The sequence below is a fragment of the Streptomyces sp. Ag109_O5-1 genome (genome assembly GCF_003814875.1).
GTDB classification, from domain to species: Bacteria; Actinomycetota; Actinomycetes; order Streptomycetales; family Streptomycetaceae; genus Streptomyces; species Streptomyces sasae.
On the sequence record NZ_RKQF01000001.1, the window covers coordinates 1,508,774 to 1,529,199 of the forward strand.

General features: G+C 68.6%; 20 protein-coding genes and 2 pseudogenes. 10 read left to right on the forward strand and 12 right to left on the reverse strand.

The window, feature by feature from the left end; translation table 11 throughout:
• Window positions 1-318 precede the first annotated feature (318 nt).
• Window positions 319-975 (reverse strand): TetR/AcrR family transcriptional regulator, encoded by a 657-nt coding sequence (locus EDD90_RS06815; RefSeq protein ID WP_123972239.1) that lies wholly within the window; start codon window positions 973-975, stop codon window positions 319-321.
• A 178-nt stretch (window positions 976-1,153) separates the two neighbouring features.
• On the opposite strand from EDD90_RS06815, the gene EDD90_RS06820 reads away from it, so the two are divergent.
• Together EDD90_RS06820 and EDD90_RS58530 are read left to right on the forward strand one after the other, a co-directional pair.
• A complete protein-coding gene (locus EDD90_RS06820; protein WP_123972240.1) occupies window positions 1,154-2,368 on the forward strand; it encodes a cytochrome P450 in 1,215 nt (404 codons plus the stop codon).
• 286 nt (window positions 2,369-2,654) lie between these two features.
• Entirely contained in the window at window positions 2,655-2,858 is a 204-nt protein-coding gene (locus EDD90_RS58530) for a hypothetical protein (protein WP_311737201.1), read from the forward strand.
• 189 nt (window positions 2,859-3,047) lie between these two features.
• On the opposite strand, the gene EDD90_RS06830 is transcribed toward EDD90_RS58530, so the two are convergent.
• Both EDD90_RS06830 and EDD90_RS06835 read right to left on the reverse strand, forming a co-directional pair.
• Window positions 3,048-3,497, reverse strand: a complete 450-nt coding sequence (locus tag EDD90_RS06830) for a hypothetical protein (protein WP_221305069.1) — start codon at window positions 3,495-3,497, stop codon at window positions 3,048-3,050.
• Between the two features lie 334 nt (window positions 3,498-3,831).
• Entirely contained in the window at window positions 3,832-4,551 is a 720-nt protein-coding gene (locus EDD90_RS06835) for an SDR family NAD(P)-dependent oxidoreductase (protein WP_185148962.1), read from the reverse strand.
• 88 nt (window positions 4,552-4,639) lie between these two features.
• Between EDD90_RS06835 and EDD90_RS06840 the strand changes: the two genes are divergently transcribed.
• Window positions 4,640-5,248, forward strand: a complete 609-nt coding sequence (locus EDD90_RS06840) for a TetR/AcrR family transcriptional regulator (protein WP_123972242.1) — start codon at window positions 4,640-4,642, stop codon at window positions 5,246-5,248.
• 213 nt (window positions 5,249-5,461) lie between these two features.
• On the opposite strand, the gene EDD90_RS06845 is transcribed toward EDD90_RS06840, so the two are convergent.
• Window positions 5,462-6,385: a helix-turn-helix domain-containing protein gene (locus EDD90_RS06845; RefSeq protein WP_123972243.1), complete on the reverse strand. Its 924-nt coding sequence runs from the start codon at window positions 6,383-6,385 to the stop codon at window positions 5,462-5,464.
• Between the two features lie 173 nt (window positions 6,386-6,558).
• On the opposite strand from EDD90_RS06845, the gene EDD90_RS06850 reads away from it, so the two are divergent.
• Both EDD90_RS06850 and EDD90_RS06855 read left to right on the forward strand, forming a co-directional pair.
• Window positions 6,559-7,905: an aldehyde dehydrogenase family protein gene (locus EDD90_RS06850; RefSeq protein WP_123972244.1), complete on the forward strand. Its 1,347-nt coding sequence runs from the start codon at window positions 6,559-6,561 to the stop codon at window positions 7,903-7,905.
• Window positions 7,906-8,372: 467 nt separating this feature from the next.
• Window positions 8,373-9,485, forward strand: a complete 1,113-nt coding sequence (locus tag EDD90_RS06855) for an alkene reductase (RefSeq protein WP_123972245.1) — start codon at window positions 8,373-8,375, stop codon at window positions 9,483-9,485.
• A gap of 315 nt (window positions 9,486-9,800) precedes the next feature.
• Here the strand turns inward: EDD90_RS06855 and EDD90_RS06860 are convergent, their stop codons facing one another.
• From EDD90_RS06860 to EDD90_RS06890, 6 genes and pseudogenes are all read right to left on the reverse strand, one after another.
• Window positions 9,801-10,391, reverse strand: coding sequence for a flavodoxin family protein (locus EDD90_RS06860; protein ID WP_123972246.1), 591 nt, complete (start codon window positions 10,389-10,391; stop codon window positions 9,801-9,803).
• 73 nt (window positions 10,392-10,464) lie between these two features.
• A complete protein-coding gene (locus EDD90_RS06865; protein WP_123972247.1) occupies window positions 10,465-10,881 on the reverse strand; it encodes a nuclear transport factor 2 family protein in 417 nt (138 codons plus the stop codon).
• 269 nt (window positions 10,882-11,150) lie between these two features.
• Window positions 11,151-11,903, reverse strand: a complete 753-nt coding sequence (locus tag EDD90_RS06875; protein ID WP_123972248.1) for an SDR family NAD(P)-dependent oxidoreductase — start codon at window positions 11,901-11,903, stop codon at window positions 11,151-11,153.
• Window positions 11,904-11,985: 82 nt separating this feature from the next.
• Window positions 11,986-12,060, reverse strand: a pseudogene (locus tag EDD90_RS58880) (transcriptional regulator); the annotation flags it as partial.
• A 79-nt stretch (window positions 12,061-12,139) separates the two neighbouring features.
• Complete coding sequence (locus EDD90_RS06885) at window positions 12,140-12,859, reverse strand: hypothetical protein (RefSeq protein ID WP_123972249.1); 720 nt, start codon at window positions 12,857-12,859, stop codon at window positions 12,140-12,142.
• A 157-nt stretch (window positions 12,860-13,016) separates the two neighbouring features.
• The gene (locus EDD90_RS06890; protein WP_123972250.1) at window positions 13,017-13,433 is read right to left on the reverse strand and encodes a nuclear transport factor 2 family protein; all 417 of its coding nucleotides are present in this window, start codon (window positions 13,431-13,433) and stop codon (window positions 13,017-13,019) included.
• A gap of 182 nt (window positions 13,434-13,615) precedes the next feature.
• Between EDD90_RS06890 and EDD90_RS06895 the strand changes: the two genes are divergently transcribed.
• The 5 genes and pseudogenes from EDD90_RS06895 to EDD90_RS06920 all read left to right on the forward strand — a co-directional run.
• Window positions 13,616-14,239 carry a TetR/AcrR family transcriptional regulator gene (locus tag EDD90_RS06895; RefSeq protein WP_185148963.1) on the forward strand — a complete coding sequence of 208 codons (624 nt, stop codon included), beginning with the start codon at window positions 13,616-13,618 and terminating at the stop codon, window positions 14,237-14,239.
• Between the two features lie 103 nt (window positions 14,240-14,342).
• Window positions 14,343-15,308, forward strand: coding sequence for a zinc-dependent alcohol dehydrogenase family protein (locus EDD90_RS06900; protein WP_123972252.1), 966 nt, complete (start codon window positions 14,343-14,345; stop codon window positions 15,306-15,308).
• Between the two features lie 292 nt (window positions 15,309-15,600).
• Window positions 15,601-16,443 (forward strand): MBL fold metallo-hydrolase, encoded by an 843-nt coding sequence (locus tag EDD90_RS06905; protein WP_123972253.1) that lies wholly within the window; start codon window positions 15,601-15,603, stop codon window positions 16,441-16,443.
• 66 nt (window positions 16,444-16,509) lie between these two features.
• Complete coding sequence (locus EDD90_RS06910; protein ID WP_123972254.1) at window positions 16,510-17,463, forward strand: D-2-hydroxyacid dehydrogenase family protein; 954 nt, start codon at window positions 16,510-16,512, stop codon at window positions 17,461-17,463.
• Between the two features lie 295 nt (window positions 17,464-17,758).
• Window positions 17,759-18,088: pseudogene (locus EDD90_RS06920) on the forward strand (metallophosphoesterase family protein); the annotation flags it as partial.
• A 322-nt stretch (window positions 18,089-18,410) separates the two neighbouring features.
• On the opposite strand, the gene EDD90_RS06925 reads toward EDD90_RS06920, so the two are convergent.
• The gene (locus tag EDD90_RS06925) at window positions 18,411-18,938 is read right to left on the reverse strand and encodes a GerMN domain-containing protein (RefSeq protein WP_123972255.1); all 528 of its coding nucleotides are present in this window, start codon (window positions 18,936-18,938) and stop codon (window positions 18,411-18,413) included.
• Window positions 18,935-20,398 (reverse strand): cell wall metabolism sensor histidine kinase WalK, encoded by a 1,464-nt coding sequence (locus EDD90_RS06930; RefSeq protein ID WP_260327681.1) that lies wholly within the window; start codon window positions 20,396-20,398, stop codon window positions 18,935-18,937. Before EDD90_RS06930 ends, EDD90_RS06925 begins: the two co-directional genes overlap by 4 nt.
• Window positions 20,399-20,426 lie beyond the last annotated feature (28 nt).

A 20,426-nucleotide genomic window follows, 5' to 3' on the forward strand; every position in this document is an offset into this window, starting at 1 on the left:
CACGGCGAGGCGTCGGCGGAATCTCGCGCGGTCGGGTGGTGCGGCTGAACGTCGGGGTCTCACCATCGGTTGCCTCCGCAGCAGTTCGTGCTTCGCACATCAGGTGTCGGCGCGCCGAAAAACACCGGAATGCCGGCGACAGGCAACGGTTCCGGTCGCTTCCACGGCCTGACAACGTTGCCATGCACGAGTGTTGAGTGAAACGTGTGTGCTTGCGACATGTCAACGAGGCCCACAGGACTTTTTGATTGCGAAGTTCACGGACGGATGCCGACCCCGGCCGGACACAGTGCTCAACCGCGGGATTCCTTGCGGAAGTTACGGCGCCTCGGCAACATGTCCTGCCACACTGTCACCGCAGGCGTCCCAACCGCCCTCCTGCGGCCCCCGAGTGACGACGCCGAGCGCGTCGGCGAGCTGTTCACGGTGCCGGCGCAGCGCTTCGGGGGTGATGCCCTGCCCGGCCACCGCCTGGGCGAAATCATCGGTCGCCACCTTGAGTACGGCGCTCATGGCGGCAGCCTGCACACGGACGTCGAGCGCGTCGACGGGTCTGCCCGTGCGTTCGGCGAGCACTTCGGTGAACGTCTCCTCCGCGCGCTCCCGGAGCATCAGATAGGCGGCTCGCAGCCCGGGTTCGTCCTGCGTCATCCGGATCACGGCGAGCACTGCCTCGGTGTCCCCGCCGGACGGCGAGGCGAGTGCGGGCCGGTATGAGGCGCGCAGGTGCTCTGTCAGGCCGACTTCGGGCGGCCAGGCGTACAGGACCGCCCGGAAGGCACCGATCGACTCGGTGAGCAGCGGCTCCACGCAGCTCTCCTTGGTGGAGAAGCAGCGCCACAGCGTGCGTTCCGAGACTCCGGCCGCCCGCGCGATCTGCGCACCGGAGGTGGCGGCCACGCCCTGCTCGGCGAACAGCCGGACCGCATGGCGGGAGATGTCGAGGCGCTGCCGTTGCCGTTGCCGGTCACTCACCGGGGGCCGCCCACGGCGGGGGGCTATCGGACCGCTTTCCACCGTCACGTCCTCCATCGGGCGATCCAAGCATGCCTGCGCCGGGCGACTGGCCGAAATCATTATTGGCAGTCACTGACAATAAAGTGCTACGGTCGAACTGCCGGAAGATCGCGTTCCGAGGTCCAGGAGGAGGACCATGAACGTTGCCGCCGAGCCTTCACAACTACCTTTCGCACGACCGAACGTGCTCGATCTCGCGCCTCTGTACGAGGTGCTGCGCCGCGAGGCGCCGATCACGCCGGTCACCACACCGGCCGGGGACCCGGCCTGGCTGGTCACCCGTTTCGAGGAGGTGCGCGACCTCCTCAGCGACAAACGGTTCGGCCGCTCCCATCCCGAGCCGGAACGGGCGTCCCGCATCACGACCGCCGCGGTGCAGGAGGGCCCCTCGGGCAACTACGCCACGGAGGAGGCCGACCACACACGAATGCGCCGACTACTGACCCCGGCCTTCTCGGCCAGGCGCATGATGATGCTCTCCGATCACGTGCGGCATCTGGTGGACGGCTGTATCGACCAGATGCTCGCCGAACGGGCCGCCGCGCCCGACGGGGTGGTCGACCTGTATACCGGACTGGCCTTCCCGGTGCCGGTCGCCGTCATCTGCCGACTGCTCGGAGCACCCGAGAGCGACCGCGAACACTTCGCCTCGCTGTCGGAGCGCATGGCGAATCACGCCATCGGCGACGCGGCAGCCCACCGGGCGCGGGACGAGTTCAACGACTACATGATCGGTCTCGCCGAGGCCAAACGCTCCCGGCCGGGCGAGGACGTCATCTCCGACCTCGCACGCGCCCAGGAAGCCGACGAGGACTTCGACTACGCCGAGATGATCCGGCTCTGCGTCGGGCTGCTGTTCGCCGGGCACGAGACCACCGTCAACCGCATCGGCCTGGGCACGCTCTTCCTGCTCACCCGCCCCGACCAGTGGCGGGCAATGACCGCCGACCCCGCAGGCCGGGTCAACGCCACCGTCGAAGAGATCATGCGCCTGGGCGCGCCCGGTGACCTCGGTCTGCTGCGCTACGCCCACACCGACGTCGTCGTCGACGGAGTCACCGTCCGGCGCGGCGACGCCGTGATCCTTTCGATCAACTCGGCCAACCGCGACGCGTCCGTCTACACCCACGCCGAGACCTTCGACCCCGACCGTCCGGAGCGGAACCATCTCGGATTCGGCCACGGCGCGCACTTCTGCATCGGAGCCAGCCTGGCCCGCACGGAACTGCGCATCGTGTTCGCCACCCTGGCCGGCCGGCTGCCCGGTCTGCGACTCGCGAAGGAGGTCGGCGAACTCAAGCTGCGCACCACCCTCACCGGTGGCGTCAGCGAGCTTCCCGTGACCTGGTGAAGGCTGCTGGGGCTCACGCCACTTCTACGAGTGGAACGGGCTTCTCTGGGGTTTTGATGGCTGTCTGTATTGCCCTCCCCGCTGACCGGCTGGCTCGTCGACCGGTACGGCCGTACACCGATAGCCGCAGCCTCCGGCCTCACCCTCCCCGCTGACCGGCTGGCTCGTCGACCGGTACGGCCGTACACCGATAGCCGCAGCCTCCGGCCTCACCCTCCTCGCCGCCGGAATCAAATCACCGCTGCCGCGGCTGGGGTGGAACCTGGGCCTCGTCTCCGGCACCGCGATGATCATCGATGCCGTGCTGCTGGCCACCCGCGCCGAGAACCAGGGCATGGCCGACGTCTCCATCGCCATCGCCGGCGCCACCGGGGGCTTCAGCTCCGGCCTTGTCGTCTCCGCCTCCGGCTACCCCGTCCTCGCCCTCACCGGCGGCATCCTCGCTCTCGCCGTCCTCCCCGCGATCGCCACCAGTGCGAGCAGCCGGTGACCCGGCCGGCCCCGTCGGGGGGAAGCCGGCCGCCCTCACCGTCGACGGCACCGGGCACCGTCGTCCACGTCTTCGCCAGAACCTCATCTGCCCGATGCTGAACTCGACAGAGACCGCCAACCCGTCCTCGGCGGCCTCCAGCCAATGGAGGCGGTGCGGTGGATCAGCTGCGGTGCCACGCCGGTGCGGTCACTTCCAGTCGCTGTTCGATGGCGCCGTCGCTGTTGGCTCCGTTTCTTGGGCGGCCGCTTGCTTGTGCTCGATGAGGGCCGTGGTACCGGCTACCACCGCAGAAAGAGCCACGGCGGCGGACAGCATGGCCGAGGTACGGCTGACGTCGCGCCGCAGGCCCGCAGCCAGGAAAGCGGCGGCATCGACCGAGTCCATGACGATGTTCACCGCAAGAAACTGCTGCTGTTGGGGCCGGGTGAAACTGTCCATCCGTTGCAGTCCAAGCCCGAGAGCTGCGTTGCGGATCGCGAACATCCGCGAATAAGGGATCGCGGGGGTACCGCTGGCCGTGAGCTGGAAAGCCCGCGTGGCCAGCCGCGGGGTGAACAAGTGGGTGGCCGCGACGATGAAGCGCCCGGTCGTCAGTGCTCTGCGGGAAGGAACCAGGTGGAGGGGGAATTTGGGCATGGGGAATCCTTTCAATCCGGAACGGGCCGGTCAGTTGTTCAGGAGGTGGCGGGTCAGGAATTCGACCTGGTCCGCAACGACGGCGTCGAACGCCGGCAGGCCGCTCATCCTGGGACGCTTCAGCGCGAGTCGGGGCGGGCGAGGCCCGAAGCGGCGTCGAGGCTGTCGATGGCGGTTCGGGCCTCGGACACCGGGGCGGCGATCGCGGCGGCGGCCAACAGAGTCACCGCATTGGCCCTAGGCCGAATCGGCTGCTTGCCTTCGGCTTCGCGGGAGACGGGAGCCCACTCGGCCCACTCGGTGAGGTGTTGCCGGGGGAAGGATTTCTCTGGGGTCAGAGCCCGGCGACGACGCGTCGTAGTGTGCCCGGCGCGATGCGCAGCATGGCGGGCATGACTTTCGTCTGGCCGGGGAATGCCATGTTCCGCCGTCCCCGAAGAGCCTTCATCGTGACCGCCGCTACCTGTGCGGGAGTCAGTTTCTTCCCCGTGGCTTCGGCGTTCATGGGTGTGTCCGTGGACGGTGGGAGGACCTCGAGGACATGGGTGCCCTGCGGGGCGAGTTGACGGCGCAAGCCGTCCGCAAAGCCGTGCAGGCCGGCCTTCACCGCGCCGTGGGTAGGCGCGCGAGTGGGCGAGACCAGAGCGAACCCCGAGGTGATGAATACGATCGCGTCTGGCTCTGGCCACCGCTCGAGCACTTCACCCGTCAAGTGGATGGGGGCGGTGAGGTTCAGCGCCACCTCGGCATCGAGAGTCGCATTGGGGTTCTTGCCGGCTGCATAGTCTCGTTCCTCGAACGTACCGGCGTTGTTGACCAACACGTCCAGACGCCCAAAGCGATCAGCGACTGCTTGCAGCAACGCTGCCCGGTCAGCTGCGTCCGTCACATCGGCTCGCACGGCCAGCGCCTGCGGGTGTGCCTGCGCGAATCGGTCAAGTGCAGCCTGCGAACGTCCGCACACGACGACAGACGCCCCGAGCTCCACGAAGGATTGCGCGAGGCTCAAGCCGATGCCTGAGGTTCCGCCAGTGATGAGTACGGTCTGTGACACGGTTCCACCTCTCTGTATAGCGTACTGATCGGTACGAAACACCGTAGCACATCCGTACCGATCGGTACCGAAGGAGTAGGATGAAGAAATGACCTCGCCAAAACCGGTCCCTCCTGGCAGGCCTCGCGCGTTCGACATCGACGAGGCACTCGATCGTGCAGTCCTGGTGTTCTGGTCAAAGGGTTTCGAGGGCGCCAGCCTTGACGACCTCACCGAAGGGATGGGTATCAGCCGCCCCAGCCTGTACAGGGCGTTCGGCAGCAAAGAAGACCTCTTCTACAAGGCGCTGGAGCGGTACACCGAGGGCTTGACCGCCTACTTCGCTCGAGCTCTGGCAGAGCCCACGAGCGCAGCAGTGGCTACTGCTGTGCTCCACGGGACGGTCGAGGCGGCAACCATGCCGGGATTGCCCACGGGCTGTCTTGGCGTGCACGGCGCGTTGGCTACCGGGGATGAGAGCCGCCCAGTCCGAGACGCGCTCATCGCATGGCGCGAGGAGGGGATAGCCCACTTGACGCGCCGGTTTCAACAGGCGGTGGACGCCGGTGACCTTCCGCCTTCCACAGATCCTCATCTCCTTGCGCTCTACCTGAGAACAGTCGCCAATGGGATTGCCGTCCAGGCTGCGAGTGGTAGTTCCCGCCCTGAGCTGCTGCAGGTCGCGAACCTCGCGTTGGGCAGCTGGCCAAAGCTGTAGTCAGCCAGTCAGCCCGGGATCTGCGCACGTACTTCGGTTTTCCGTGGTTCGCGCGAGGCCGGTGTGACTGGCGCGACGGACGGAGGAGCTGCGGGTGCGGCGGTAGCGGGCGGTTCCGAGGGTGCGCGGGATGCCGACGCTTCGACGGGGGCTGGCGAGACAGCGCGTGCCGGGGCCGAGGCACGCAGTCAACTACCGATGATCAACTGTTCATCAAGCCGTGCGTGCCGACGGCATCCCGGCTCTCGCCCTTGTCGCGTCGGTGCCCCAGCTGGCCAGCAGTCGTAGTGCCTCCGCGGAGGGGGAACCGGGTTCGGCGTGGTAGGTCGCCAGTGTCTGTTCGTGGTCGTCGGCCAGGTGGAACGACTCGAGGCGGAGGTCGAGTTCGCCGACGAGCGGGTGGTGCAGGCGCTGGATGCCGTGGCACTTGTCCTTGACGTCGTGGGCGGCCCACAGTCGCCTGAACTCCTCGCTCTTCACGGAGAGTTCGCCCACGAGCGCGGACAGCCGGGGGTCGCCTGGATGGGAGCCGGCGTCCATGCGCAGCTGAGAGACGACGTCGTTCGCTTTTTGCTCCCAGTCCACGAACAGGTCGCGGTACTCGGGCCTGAGGAACACCAGTCGTGCCCAGTTCCGCTCGTGCGCGGGCAGCTCGGCCCAGTCGCCGAAGACCGCCGCGGCCATCCGGTTCCAGGCGAGTATGTCCGAGCGCCGTCCCACGAGGATCGCCGGGCCGCCTTCCATGGTGTCCAGCAGCGTCCGCAGGGGGCCCCGCACCTGCTGGGTGCGGCCGGCCGGCTTCTTCTTGTGCTGTTTCGGCTTCGCCAGGTGTGTGAGGTGGGCGTGCTCGGCGTCGCTCAGCCTGAGCGCGCGGGCGATGGCGTCGAGGACCTCCGCCGACACGTGCCGCCCGTTGCCCTGCTCCAGGCGGGTGTAGTACCCCACCGACACCCCGGCCAGTTGCGCCAGCTCCTCGCGGCGCAGCCCCGGCACCCGCCGGTGCCGCCCGAAGTCCGGCAGGCCCACGTCCTCCGGCTTCAGCCGGGCCCGCCGGGTGCGCAAGAACTCACTGAGCTCGGCACGCGGGTCCAGAGCGCCGTCGGCGGGCTCGTGCACCGGTTCGGGGTATTCGTCCATGCCTCGAGTATCCCCGGTCGGACGCACACCAGCCTGCACCAGTCAGTGGTAGGCACAGCGGATGTACACAAAGCCGTGACCTGGGTGAATACCGGATCGTCCAGCACGCTGGCCACTGTGCCCGGCTGGAAGGCAGCCGGGGCGTGGCTTGCATCAAGAACGGAGCACACCCCATGACCGCAACACAGGGGACCGAGTCGAGGACCCACCAGACGGAAACGGTTGCGGAGGTGGTCGGCCGTCTTCGTACGACGTTCAACACCGGCGTCACCCGCCCACTGGACTGGCGCGTCGACCAGCTGCGGCGGCTGCGGGCCCTGCTGGTGGAGAACGAGCAGGAGCTGATCGAAGCGCTCTGGGCGGATCTGAGGAAGAACGCCGCCGAGGCGAAGATGCAGGAGATCGACTTCACCGTCGCCGACATTGACGAGACGCTGGCGAATCTCGAGAGCTGGCTTCAGCCCCGCCCGGTGGAGGTTCCCGCCCACTTCGGTCCCACGACAACGGCCTACACCACGTACGACCCGCTCGGGGTGGTCCTGGTGATCGCTCCGTGGAATTTCCCGCTGCACCTTCTCATCGACCCCATCATCGGCGCCCTGGCCGCCGGGAACACCGTGGTGGCCAAGCCGAGCGAGATCTCGGTGCACACCTCGGCGGTCGCTTCACGCCTCCTGCGCGAGTACTTCGACCCTGACGTGCTCTCGGTGGTCGAGGGGGGCGCCGAGGAGACCACGGCCCTCCTGGCGCAGCGTTTCGACCACATCTTCTACACCGGCAATGGCACGGTCGGCCGGATCGTCATGGCCGCGGCAGCCAAACACCTCACCCCGGTCACGCTCGAACTCGGGGGCAAGTCGCCGGTCTTCGTGGCGCCCGACGCCGACGTGGACGAGACCGCGAAGCGGCTGGTCGGCGCCAAGTTCGGCAACGCGGGGCAGCAGTGCATAGCCCCCGACTACGTGCTGGCCGATCCTGCCACCGCCGCCGCCCTGGTCCCCGCCCTTCGCGCGGCGGTCGAAGCCCAGTTCGGCACCAGCCCGCAGGCCTCAGCCGGCTTCGGCCGGATCATCAACGAGCGGCACTTCGACCGGCTCACGCGTCTGCTGGACTCCGGCCGGGCGGCGGTGGGAGGCCGGCACGACCGCGACGACCTGTTCATCGCACCGACCGTGCTCACCGATGTCGACCCCGCATCGCCGGTCATGCAGGAGGAGATCTTCGGTCCGATCCTCGCCGTCGTCGAAGTCGAAGACCTTGATGCCGCCATCGCCTTCATCAACGAACGCGACAAGCCCCTCGCGCTCTACGCCTTCACCGAGTCCGAGGCCACCAAGTCGCGCCTGTTGAACGAGACGTCCTCCGGCGGCGTCGCCTGGGGCCAGCCGGTGATGCAACTGCTCATGACCGGCCTGCCGTTCGGTGGCGTCGGCGAAAGCGGCATGGGCCGCTACCACGGCCGGTACTCCCTGGAGACGTTCAGCCACCTCAAGGGTGTCGCGGACGTCCCGCTCAGCTAGCCTCGCGCTTTCGTGCACCAGGCTGTCCGACGGCGATCGGCCGGTGCAAGTGCCTCAGGCCGGTGAGAATCAGGAGCGCTGAGAGCGCTGTTCCCGCCACCGCCCAAAGCGGGTTCCAGGTGAAGCCGGGTATCGGTCCTCTTCGCGGGGGCGCGTCGAGGGAGTCGGTCGCGGCGCGGGGTGCCGACGCCGATCCGTACCGGCGCCGGCGGCGGCACCCATGACTTCGTCGCCTGGCTGACTGCTGATCGTGCGCAAGGAGCGAATACCCCTGCTCCGGCATGCGGTTCTCACCGCGTTCGCCGCCGACACCACCCACACCCCGATCGCGGTCCTGGAACCGCGTCACCGTCAGCGGGCCCGCGCCTGCCCGAGGACCGCATCCGCGCCTTCGCCGGGACAGCGTGGACCCCTGCGTCGCAGACCTTCATCCCGTTTCCCTCCCTGTTGCAGAAAGAAAGAAAACCATGCCTGTCAACACTTCAGAAGTTTCGCCCGTCCCGTCACTTTTCTCCCCCGTCTCTCTCGGGAAGATCGAGCTCGCCAACCGCATCGTCATGGCACCGCTGACCCGGGTCCGGGCCGGTTCCTCCGGCATCCCCGGGGACCTGATGGTCGAGTACTACCGGCAGCGGGCGAGCGTCGGGCTGATCATCACCGAGGGCACCTACCCCGACCACGCGTCGCAGGGGTATGTCGGTGAGCCGGGCATCGCCACCGACGAGCAGGCGGCCGGCTGGCAGCGGGTGTTCGAGGCGGTGCACGCCGAGGGCGGCCGCATCGTCCTGCAGATCATGCACGCCGGCCGCGGCACCCACCCCGACATCAACGGCGGCCGACGCATACTCGCCCCCAGCGCGATCGCCATCGACAACAAGACGTTCACCGAGAAGGGCGAGCAGCCCTACCCCGTACCGGAAGCGATGACCACCGCAGAGATCCGTGCAGCCCTGGAGGACTTCGTCACCGCGGCCCGCCGAACCATCGAGGCGGGAGCGGACGGCGTGGAAATCCACGGCGCCAACGGCTACCTGCTCCACCAGTTCCTCTCCCCGGCGGCCAACCAGCGCACCGATGGATACGGCGGCTCGCCGCACAACCGCGCCCGCTTCGTCGTCGAGGTCGTCACCGCGGTCGCCCAGGCCGTCGGCGCCGAGCGGGTCGGGCTGCGGATCTCGCCGGAGATCGTCCTCGGGGACGTCTTCGAGACCGACCGGGACGACGTCCTGGCCACCTACGGCACCCTGCTCGACCAACTGCGCCCGCTGGGCCTGGCCTACCTCTCCGTTCTGCACACCGAGCCGGGCGGCGACCTGGTGCAGGAGCTGCGCCGGCGCTTCGACGGCAAGCTGATCGTCAACAACGGCCCCTTCGGGGGGCAGACCACCCGCGAGCAGGCGCTCCAGCAGATCGAGGCCGGCCACGCCGACGCCGTGGTCGTGGGCCGGGCCCTCATCGCCAACCCCGACCTGGTCGAGCGCTGGCAGGGCGGCCACCCGGAGAACGAGCCGCGGCCGGAACTGTTCTACGGGCCGGGCGCCGAGGGCTACACCGACTACCCCTTCCTCGAAGCGGCGTGAGGCCCACGGTCACGCCTGTCCATGCGGCAGCCCCACTCACCCATGGACAGGCGCCCGACCGGCGACACTGTGCCCGCTCCATTGAGCCCGCGTCGGAGCCGGGGGGTGTACCGAAGAGCGCCATCGCTCAAGATCAATCTCAGCGCCAACCACGGTTCCGTTGATCAGGGCCGGTGACCGCCTCATGATGGCGTCGCTGCGCGTCGCTGATCGCGAGTCTGTGGTGCTGCTGCCCGGTCCGGAGCAGTTGCCGGTGCGCCTTGCCGGGCACCACCCTCGTCGTCCGGGCCGCGCATCCGTCCCGGCGTCGGTCGCTCAGGCGGCGAGGGCGGTGCGGCCTGCGGCGTAGACGCGGGCGACCTCGACGACGCGCTTGCCGAGTTCGGCGGCGGTGGCGATATCGGCCTTGTGTATGCCCTCGGCTCCCTGGTCCTGGTTGCTCTGGGCGGCGGCGCCGAGGAAGAAGCCGAGGCGGTTGAGGTCGTTCTCGGACGCCGTGGAGGTGTTCCAGCCGGGCATCAGGCCGAGGCCGACCCAGTGCATGTGGTGCTGCGCGGCGAGCACGGTGAAGTACTGCAGGGTGTTGAGCTTGTCGCCGCTCTTGCCCGCGGAGTTGGTGAAACCTGCGGCGATCTTGTCCTTCCACACCTGGTTGAACCAGCGCTTGGAGCTGGCCTCGGCGAAGGCGTGGAAGACGGCGGAGGCGGTGCCCATGTAGGTGGGCGAGCCGAAGATGATCGCGTCCGAGGCGTCGAGCAGGTTCCACTGCTCCTCGGAGATCTCCTCGACGTTGATCAGGTGGGCGGTGGCGCCGGCGGTGGTCACCCCATCGCGGACGGCCTCGGCGAGGACGGAGGTGTGGCCGAAGCCGGAGTGGTAGGCGATGGAAACGACAGGGGTGGTCACGTTACTTGCTCCTTCGGATGTGCATGTCCGGCCGCGCGGGATCCGGGCCGCGGGACCCTTGAGTACTCTTTGCTCAGCTGGCGTTGAACGCCTCGGCGACGGTCAGGGTGTCCTCGTACTGGTGCATGCGAACGATCCGGCCGTCCTCGACCGCCAGGTGCATGGCCGTCGGTGTGCTGAACTCCTTGCCATTGGCCGCGACGGTGTGTGTGAAGACCGCCAGCAGCGCCACGTCACCACCGTCGACGATGATGCGCTCCAGTACGGCCTTGCTCTTGTCGTGCGCGAAGTGCGACCACATCGTGGTGAAGTACGGTGCGACCTCCTCCCGGCGGGTACGGCGCCCGGTCCAGGGCAGCGCGTCACTGCCGGGGACGTGCCAGTCGATCTCCTCGGCGAACAGTTCCTGGATGCCGTCGGGGTCATGCTTTGCGAGGCGCTCCACGAACTTCTTGGCCACGGTCCGCGAGGTCTGAGTATCTGTTGTCATCGGTCCTTGTCCTTTGTCTCTTCGTTTGCATCAGGTGTCGGTCGGGCCTCAGCCCTGGAACAGGAAGTGCTTGCAGCTCAGCGGCCCGCCGAGCTGAATGAGCGCCCCGTCTTCACGCGGCGCGCCAAGGTCGACCGGTGCGAACCCGAATTCGGCTCTTCATGACTCACTCCCTGCTGTGTCGTTGTGCCGAATCCGTTGCTCTGGCGACGGTCGCAAGTACGCGGCTCAGACGCCCTGGGGTATCGGATGCGTCCGCGATTTGGCGCCTAGAGCTGTGTGGCTCCGCCGTCGACGAACAGTTCCGCGCCGGTGGTGAAACTGCTTTGGTCGCTGGCCAGGTAGAGGGCGGTGGCGGCGACCTCGTCGGGACGGCCGACGCGGCCGAACGGGGTCGGTGGGGCGGGCTCGGCCGCGGTGGGCTGATCGCTGTGCGGGGAAGCGGCGTGGAGCTCGTCAAGGCCCGGGGTCTCGACAGGGCCTGGGGTAAGGGTGTTGACGCGGATCCCGCGGCCGGCCAGCTCGGCGGCCCAGGTGCGGGCGAGGCTGCGGATCGCGGCCTTGGTCGCGGCGTAGACGCCCAGGCCCGGGCGCGCCCGCAGGGCCGAGCTGGAGGAGAGCAGCAGCACCGAGGCGCCGGCCGTCAGCAGCGGCAGCGCCTTTTGGACGGTGAAGACCGTGCCCTTGATATTGATCGAGGTAGTACGGTCGTACTCCTCCTCGGTGATCGCGCCGAGCGGGCTGTAGTCCGCGACCCCGGCGTTGGCCACCACAATGTCCAGGCAGCCGCTGCGGTTCGCGATCTCGGCGAAGAGCCGGTCGAGGTCGCCGAGGTCCGAGGCATCGCCCTGGATGGCGATGCCTCGGGCGCCGACCTGCGCGACGGCTGCGTCCAGCGCGTCCTTGCGGCGGCCGGTCAGGTAGACGGTCGCGCCCTCGGCGGCGAAACGGCGGGCGATCGCCAGGCCTATGCCGCTGGAGGCGCCGGTGACAAGGGCGGTCTTGCCGTCCAGCTGTCCCATGAGATTCTCCAATTTCTTGACGTAACTATTGCTGTTGCATTGATGGGCGCGGAACGCCCCGATCAGGGGAAGTCGACGGCGTCGCCTGGTAGACATCGAGCAGGGTGATCGCCGCCAGGTCCCGCGCGAGCATCCAGCCCGCCCCCGCCGGTCGTTGGAGTTGGGCCGGGGGTTGTGGAGCACCCCGGCCCGGCCGTCTTCGCGAGAGGGCGGCGCCGAACGGTCCCGTGGCGTGGTCAGGCGACAGAGATCTCGTTCAGGTCGATGGTGATCAGCTTCGGCTCCGGCAGGACCCGCCCGTCCGCCGCAAGGGGCAGCACGTAGCGGTGGGTCGGGAAGACCAGCCCCGACACGGTCTCGTGCTTCTCCGACAGATGCGCCGCCGGCGGGCTGCCGAGCACCTCGGCAGCGTAGTCATGGCGTCGCAGCAGGCCTGCGGCGTCGTAGTGGAAGATCTGCTCTGTGGCGTGGGTCGCGAGGGTGTCGGGGAACGTCGCCCGCAGCCGTCGCAGATCCCGGCCGGCCTCGGTCCAGGGCTCCAGTTCCTCCACCACCACGCCGGGGAGCGTCAGCAGGTAGGGGGCGGTGAGGTAGTTCCACATGGCGTAGCCCGCGAAGTACAGCACGTGGAGATCGTCCCAGGGGGTGTCCTGGTCCTGGGAGGTGAAGGCATCCCGTGGAGAGGTGCGCTCAGCGACGACCTCTCCGTCCCTCCGCTCGATCGTGACGCGCTCGGGGGTGAAGACGCCCCGCAGGTCCGGGCCGGTGAAGCCTTCGAACACCAAGCGCTGCTGCTGCACATCGGCCGCCATGTCCGCCGTGGCGAGGATGCCCGGCCGGCCGCGGAGGTCCCACAGGACGCCGCCGATGGCCCCGCGGGCGCGGATCGTGCGCGCCTGTCGCCACTGGTCCAGGCCGCCATGGGCCTCGACAACAAGATCCAGCAAGGTGGTCAAAGCGAATCCTCATTCTGATCGATGTTCATGATGCCTCCGCGTGCCGGTGGCCCACAGTGGACCGGCACGGCGTCCGCCGGCCCGGCACGGCGAGGGTCGAGCCCCTCGCCGTCATGGCCCGCGCGGGGCGTGCCGCCTGCCTCGCCGGTCCGGTGCCTCAGGCCCGGCCGGCCTGCGGGTCGGTGAACATGTGGTTGCCCGCCACCGTGTCCTTCGCGGGCACTTCGTCCTGCAGGACGTCCCAGTGCTCCACCACCAGGCCCTCCTCGAAGCGGAAGATGTCGACCGCCAGGAGGGGCGTCTCGGTGCTGCCGGAGTACCTGCCGTGGATCATGACCAGGTCTCCTTCGGCGATGATCGCTCCCGGCTCGTACCGGCCGGCGTCGGGCAGCTCCGCGATGAACGTGCGCAGCCCGGCCCTGTCCGGCGGGATGAACGGGTTGTGCTGGAGGTAGTCGGGGTGCAGGTACCGGTCCAGCGCGGTGAAGTCCTTCGAGTTGAACGCGGTCGTCAGGAATTCGAGGACGGCGGCCTTGTTCCGCTCCGTCTCCGTCTTCGTTCGGCTCTGAGCCATCAGTCCTCCACAGGGTTGCCGACCGACACGGCTTTGTTGACCGACTGGACCACAACGGAAACATGAAGTGGTCCAGTCAGTCAACAAAGCGAGGAGCGTCAGGCGATCCCTCCGTGCCGGCATGAGGGCTGGGTTGCCGACCTTTGTGGTCCACCTGGACCACAATGAGGTATCGTGAGGTAATGGGGCGAAAACGAGGCTTCGACGAGACCACCGTGCTTGATGTCGTCCGCGACCGGTTCTGGACCACCGGATTCGACGGCACGTCCACCTATGACCTCATGGATGCGACCGGCCTGGGCAAGGGCAGCATCTACAAGGCGTTCGGCAACAAGAACGCCCTGTATGTGCGCGTCTTCTCCGACTACTGCCAGGGCATCGTCGCCCAGGCCCGCGAGGAGCTGCGGGAGGGCCCGGACGCGGTGCTCACCTCGCCGATGGCCCGTCTGGAGCACTACGTCGTCTCACTCGCCGACGCCTTCGCGACCGAGTCGCCCCGCCGGGGATGCTTCCTCACCAAGGCCACCGCGGACCGCGCCGGAGAGGACGACACGGTGGCGGGCACGGCCCGTCGCGCCTTCGAGGATCTCGCCGACGCCCTCGCGTCCGCAATACGCGACGCCCAGGACGCGGGAGAAGTGGCCGAGCACGCCGACGCCACGGCCCTGGGATATCTGCTGCTGAGCGTGGTCAGGGGCATCGACAACATGGCCAAGGCGGGTGTCGACGCCACGACGCTCCGGCAGACGGCCCGGCAGGCGCTGGACCTGATCCCCAGGGCGGACGCACCGTACGTGCGGCGCTGACATTCCCCCCTCTCGTCCGACGACGGACATACCGCGGCGGACATAAGCAAAATGTGCAGTTTGACTGCGGCGAAGATCTCGCCGCCTCTCACCGGGAGTCCCTATGCGTGCCATCCAGATCACCCAGTTCGGAAAGCCGGAGGACGTCGTACGCGTCGTCGATCTCCAGGAGCCGAACGCTCCCGGCGCCGGCGAGGTCAAGGTCGCGGTCGAGTTCTCACCGCTGAACCTGCACGACCTCAAGCTCGTCAGGGGCGAGCTCGGGCGGCCACCGCTCCCGCTGGTCCTCGGCAGCGAGGGTGTCGGCCGGGTTGTCGAGGCGGGCCCCGGCGTCGACACGCTCGCGGCGGGCGACCTGGTGGTTCTGCCGCTGCTCGCCGGTGCCTGGCGCGAGCGGCTGCTGCTGCCCGCCGACGGGCTGTTCCGACTGCCGGAAGGCAGCGTCGAGCAGTTGTCGATGCTGGGCATCAATCCGCCCACGGCCGGTCTGATCCTGAGCGAATACGCCGACCTGAGGCCCGGGGACTGGATCGTGCAGAACGCCGCGAACTCCGGCGTCGGACGTTCCCTGATCGCCCTGGCGAAGGCCCGCGGATTCCGGACGATCAACTTCGTCCGGGACGAGTCCGTGTTCGCCGAACTGACCGCGGCCGGCGCGGACATCGTCCGCCTCGACGGCGCGACGGCGGTCGAAGAGGTTCGCACAGCGATCGGCGATGCCCGGGTCGGGCTCGCCGTCGACTCGGTGGGCGGCGACGCTCCCGCCCGCCTGCTCGACCTGCTGTCCGAGGGCGGTGCGCTCGTCAGCTACGCCTCGGCGACCGGGCAGCCGATGTCCGTCGACGCACTGACCCTGATCGGCAAGCGCGCGACGGTACACGGATTCTTCGCCGGCCATTTCGACTACGCGACAAAGGTGCTCCCCGTCATCCGCGAGGCCGCGCCCCTGGTCGCGAGCGGAGCCCTGTTCGTTCCGCCAGGTGCCGTGTTCGACCTCGATGACATCCATACGGCGATCGAGCAGGTCGTCCGCGGCGGAAAGACCCTGCTCAAGGTGGCCCGGTCATGACGATCTCCGGAGGAACTCGCACCGTCGCGGGTCCCACGCGGACGCGAGCCGAGCCGTAGCAGGGCGTTCGAAGCGGCATCAGGGCCATTCCGCCGGGGACGATGACAACCCGGCGCCTGGCCTGACCTGCCGGAACTCTCCAGACCACCGCGTGCACGCCGGCAACGCGCGCCACGGGTTTCCACCGTGGGATGTAGATCCACTGATCAATAGTGCTCACCCTCGCCAGGCAAACCGCCGCTCATTCGCGCGTTCGGTGAGGGGCAGCCCCCGCCACGAGAGAAGTATCGCGATGCCCGAACTGTCCTACGAAGTCCTCGTCTCTGACGGCGTTCCCCGGAAGATCGATCTTCAGCTGCCGAACGGCGACGGGATCGTGTCCTCGCCGATCTCATCCACCCTGATCACCGGAGAACGCGACGCGGTCCTGGTGGACCCGCCGCTGGCTCACACCCAGATCGCGCAGGTCGCCGAGGGCTTGGCGCGCTCAGGGAAGCGTCTGGCGTACGTCTACGTCACCCACGGCCACCCCGACCACTGGTTCGGCACCGCGACGCTGCTGGAACGGTTCGGCGACGCCGACAGCGTGGTGTACGCCACCGAGGGCACCATCCGGCAGATGCGCAGCCAACTGGAGAGCAAGGACAAGGGGTTCGCGAAGACCTTCCCCGGGGTCCCGGAGAACACCCCGGTCCTCGCCGTGCCCGTGCCGACCGAGGGATTCCGGCTGGAGGGCCAAGTCCTCCGGGCCGTCGAGACCGGTCACACCGACACCGACGACTCCAGCGTCCTGCACGTGCCGTCGATCGGTCTCGTCGTCGCCGGGGACGTGGTCTACAACGGCGTGCACCTGATGATGCTCGAAGGCGGTGACGGCGGCCTTCAGGCGTGGCTGGACGGCATCGACCGGCTCGCCGCACTCGATCCGCGCCACGTGGTCGCCGGCCACAAGAAGGCAGACCTGCCCGACGACCCGAAGATCCTGGACGAGACCCGGCAGTACCTGCGCGACGCGATCCGACTCCTGGCCGGCAAGCCGGAGCCGCTGGAGTTCTTCGAGGAGATGTCGAAGCTCCACGGTGACCGGCTCAACCCGGGACCCCTTTGGTACAGCGCCCTGGGCCTGCTCGCCTGAGCCACGCCGCGTCGCCACCCCGCGAAGACAGGCGCATCACCTCGACGAAATACGGAGGTTGCCGACATGGCCACCCGCATGAAGATCGCGATCCTCGACGACTATCAGAACGTCGCGACGAGCCTGGCCGACTGGGGATCGCTCGTTGCCGAGGTCGTCGTTTTCACCGAGCCGTTCGCCGATGCCGACGAGGTGGTCCGTAGCCTCGCCGGGTTCGACGTGCTCGTGGCCATGCGGGAGCGCACGCGATTCCCGGCCGAGGTCCTGGAGCGGCTGCCCGACCTTCGGCTCCTGGTCAGCACCGGCCCGGCCAATGCCGCCATCGACCTTACGGCCGCCCACAGACTCGGCATCACGGTGTGCGGGACCCGCTATGAGTCCCACCCCACCATCGAGCACACCTGGGCGCTGATCCTCGGTGCCACGAGAAACCTGGTCGTCGAGGCGGAGTCGCTGCGCGCCGGCGGCTGGCAGGTATCGGTCGGCGAGGGGCTGCACGGCAGGACTCTCGGCATTCTGGGCCTCGGTCGCGTCGGCTCCGGAGTGGCACGGATCGGACAGGCCTTCGGAATGGACACCATCGCATGGAGTCGGAACCTGACCCCCGAAACCGCCGCCGAGCACGGCGTGCGGGCGGTGACGAAGGAGCGACTCTTCACCGAAAGCGATGTGCTCTCGATCCACGTACTGCTCAGCAAGCAAACACGCGGGCTGGTCGGCGCGGCGGAACTCCGGTCGATGAAGCCCTCGGCCCTCCTGGTCAACACCTCACGCGGACCGGTCGTCGACGAGGTCGCCCTGATCGACATCCTGCGTGAGGGCGCGATCCGAGCAGCCGCCCTCGACGTGTACGACACCGAGCCGCTACCCGCGGACCACCCGTTGCGGGCGCTGCCGAACGCGCTGCTCACGGGGCACGTCGGATACGTGAACCGCGACTTGTACGAGATTTTCTATCAGGACTCCGTCGAGGACATCGCCGCGTTCCAGGCGGGTTCTCCCGTGCGGCTGATGAAGTAGGAGCCGAAGACGACGACCCGACCGACTCACACACCGCCTCTCTCCCATGTGACGGCTCCGACGCGGTTCGTCACGGCGAACGGGATTCGGTACGCCTACCGGCGCTTCGGCGCCGAGACCGGCACACCGCTGGTGTTCCTGCAGCATTTCCGTGGCGGCATGGATCACTGGGATCCTGCGGTGACGGACGGACTGGCCGCGAACCGTCCGGTCATTCTGTTCGACAATACAGGCGTCGCAAGCTCCATTGGCCAGACCCCGGACACCGTGGAAGCGCAGGCCGATGACGCGGCGGCGCTCTCTGCCAGTACGCGGCCTGGGAAAGGTGCTGTTCTGTCACGCCACCCCTCGGGACGACGAAGAGGTCGTTCTGGTCGACTCACGCCTCGACCGTTGGCGAGAAGTCCTCAGCGGGCTTGACACCGGCATTCGCACGGTGGTCTGCGGGCACACACACATGCCGTTCGTCCGCCTCGCCCACGGCCGACTTGTGATCAACCCCGGCAGCATCGGCATGCCCTACGGACGGGCCGGCGTCCACTGGGCGCTCCTGGGCCCCGGCGTCGAACTACGCTCCACAGCCTTCGATATCGAGGCAGCCATCACCCAGGTCACCCAGGACTCAGCAAGGATTGTTCGCCCAGCCGCGGCATAGCCGCCCGGCGGCCCTCCGAGCAGCCTGCCTGCTCCAGCCGACAGGGCAATACAGACATCAAGCCACGTACAGCCCTCTCAGAGACACTCCAACCAGCGATAGCACCACAGCTGTTGCACTAGCTAGAGTTCGACCACGAGTGGCTGAGCTGCACAAACCCGAGGTGCACACCACTACGACAGCCTCACTTCCCCAGAGAAGTCGGGAGGGGCGACGAAGGCAACGGCACCGAGATCCTGACGTACCAGGCGACCGTGCACCCGGCCGGCTGAGGTACTGGAGCCCGGGTGGGCTACTGCCCCGGGGTCCCGGTGGGCGAGGCGACGGGCCGGGCGGCTGCGAGGGTGGGGCAGCCGCGGCTGGTGCCTTGCGTGCGCCGGCCGCCCGGTCCGGTCACCACCACGGTCACCCCTGTCGCCACCGTGTCCGGGTCGTCGGTCATGCGTGCCGCGGCGGCCGTACAGATCAGTTGCCGGACGGCGATCGGCGGCAGCGACTCCGTGCCCGCGGACAGCTGGACCGACACCTCGGCGCCGTTCGTGCTGATCGCCGGAGCGGGGACCCGGCTGAGCGCTGTCGTCAGGCCGCGCAGCCGGTCCCGCATGTCCGGGCCGGTGAGCAGGGTTTCCACGGCCGCGCGTACGTCGGCCGGGTCGGTGACCTCACGGCCCACGGGGACCAGGCGGTCGTCGGTGATGAAGTAGAGCAGCGCCGTGGACCGTACACCGGTGGCCGGGTCGCCGGACTCGATCACGCCGGTGGCGGGGATTCCGCAGCCGGACAACAGCAGGGCAGCGGCGAGCAGCATCAACCGTCTCATGACCGGCCCTCCTCCGCGGGCTCCGGCAGCGGGAGTTCGACGGTGAGGAGGGCTCCGCCACCGGGGTGGTTGGCCGCGCGGATGGTGCCACCGTGGAGGTGCACGTTCTCCGCGGTGATCGCAAGGCCCAGGCCGCTGCCTTCCGTTCGGGTGCGGGCGGTGTCGGACTTGTAGAAGCGGTCGAAGATATGCGGCAGGACGCTCTCGGGGACACCGGGCCCGCTGTCCAGCACCTCGATCACCGCCCACTGCTGCGCACCGCCCGGTGCGGGCCGCTGGTGTCCGTGCAAGGAGAGCTGTATCGGAGGCGCCCCGTGGCGCAGGGCGTTCCCGATCAGGTTGGCGACGATCACATCGAGGCGACGGGGGTCGACCCGGCCGCGCAGCGCCCCGGGGGGTGGCAGCAGCGTGGCCACGGAATCCTCCCAGGCCCTGGACAGGAGAGTGCGCTGGAGCGACTCTGCGAGGTCGATCTCGTCCAGGTGCAAGGTGGAGGCGCCGGCATCGAAGCGGGAGATCTCCATGAGGTCCTCCACCAGCCGTACCAGATGGGCGGTTTCCCCGCTGATCAGCCGGACGGCGGAGGCGGTGTCCGGGTCGAGCCCGGCGGCGTCCTCGTCGAGGATGTCGGTGACGACCGACATGGCCGCGAGCGGAGTGCGCAATTCGTGGGAGACGTCCGCGGCGAAGCGACGGGCCTTCGCCTCCATGCGGCGCAGTTCGGCGATGGATTCCTCCAGGGCGGCGGCGGTCTCGTTGAAGGTGTGGGACAGGTCGGCCAGTTCGTCCGAGCCCTGGACGGCCAGGCGGGTGTCGAGCCGGCCCTCGGCGATGTGCCGGGTGGCCCGGCGCAGCTCCCGTACCGGCCGCAGCACCCCCCGGGCAGCGAACAGGGCGAGCAGCACGGCCAGAGCCACCGCAGGTACGGTGGCCCGCCCCATGGAAGTGACCAGGGCCTGGACGGAGGCGGTTTCCCCCGTCTGAGGCACCGTCAGGAAGACCGTGAACCCGGACGCCCTGCGGTCGTCGTGCGCCGAGGCGAACATGACCGGCATGCCGACGACCAGGGCGGCGCGGCCGTCGGTCGTCACCCGCTGGAAGACGGTCGGCGTATGGGTGTTCGCCGCGGTCCGCAGGGCGGGCGTCAGCTCGTCGAACGGGTCCTCGGGTACCGATGTGGCACTCAGGCCTCGATAGGTGACCAGCACCCGCCACTTCCCTGAGGGATCACCCTGGGCGACCTGGGTCGCGAACGACTCCAGGCCCTGTCGGTCGGGCGGGAGGACCAGGCCGGGCGCGAGGGAGTCGACCCGGTCGCGCAGCAGGCGGATGACGGTGTCCTGGCTCTGCTGGAGGATGCCGGTGCGGGCCTGACGGAACGTCAGGGCTCCCGTGGACAGGGCGGCGACGACGGCCACCAGCCCGAAGGCCACCACCAGTCTGACACGCAGGCCGCCCACCAGCGGAAGGCGCTGTCGCCGGCGGGGC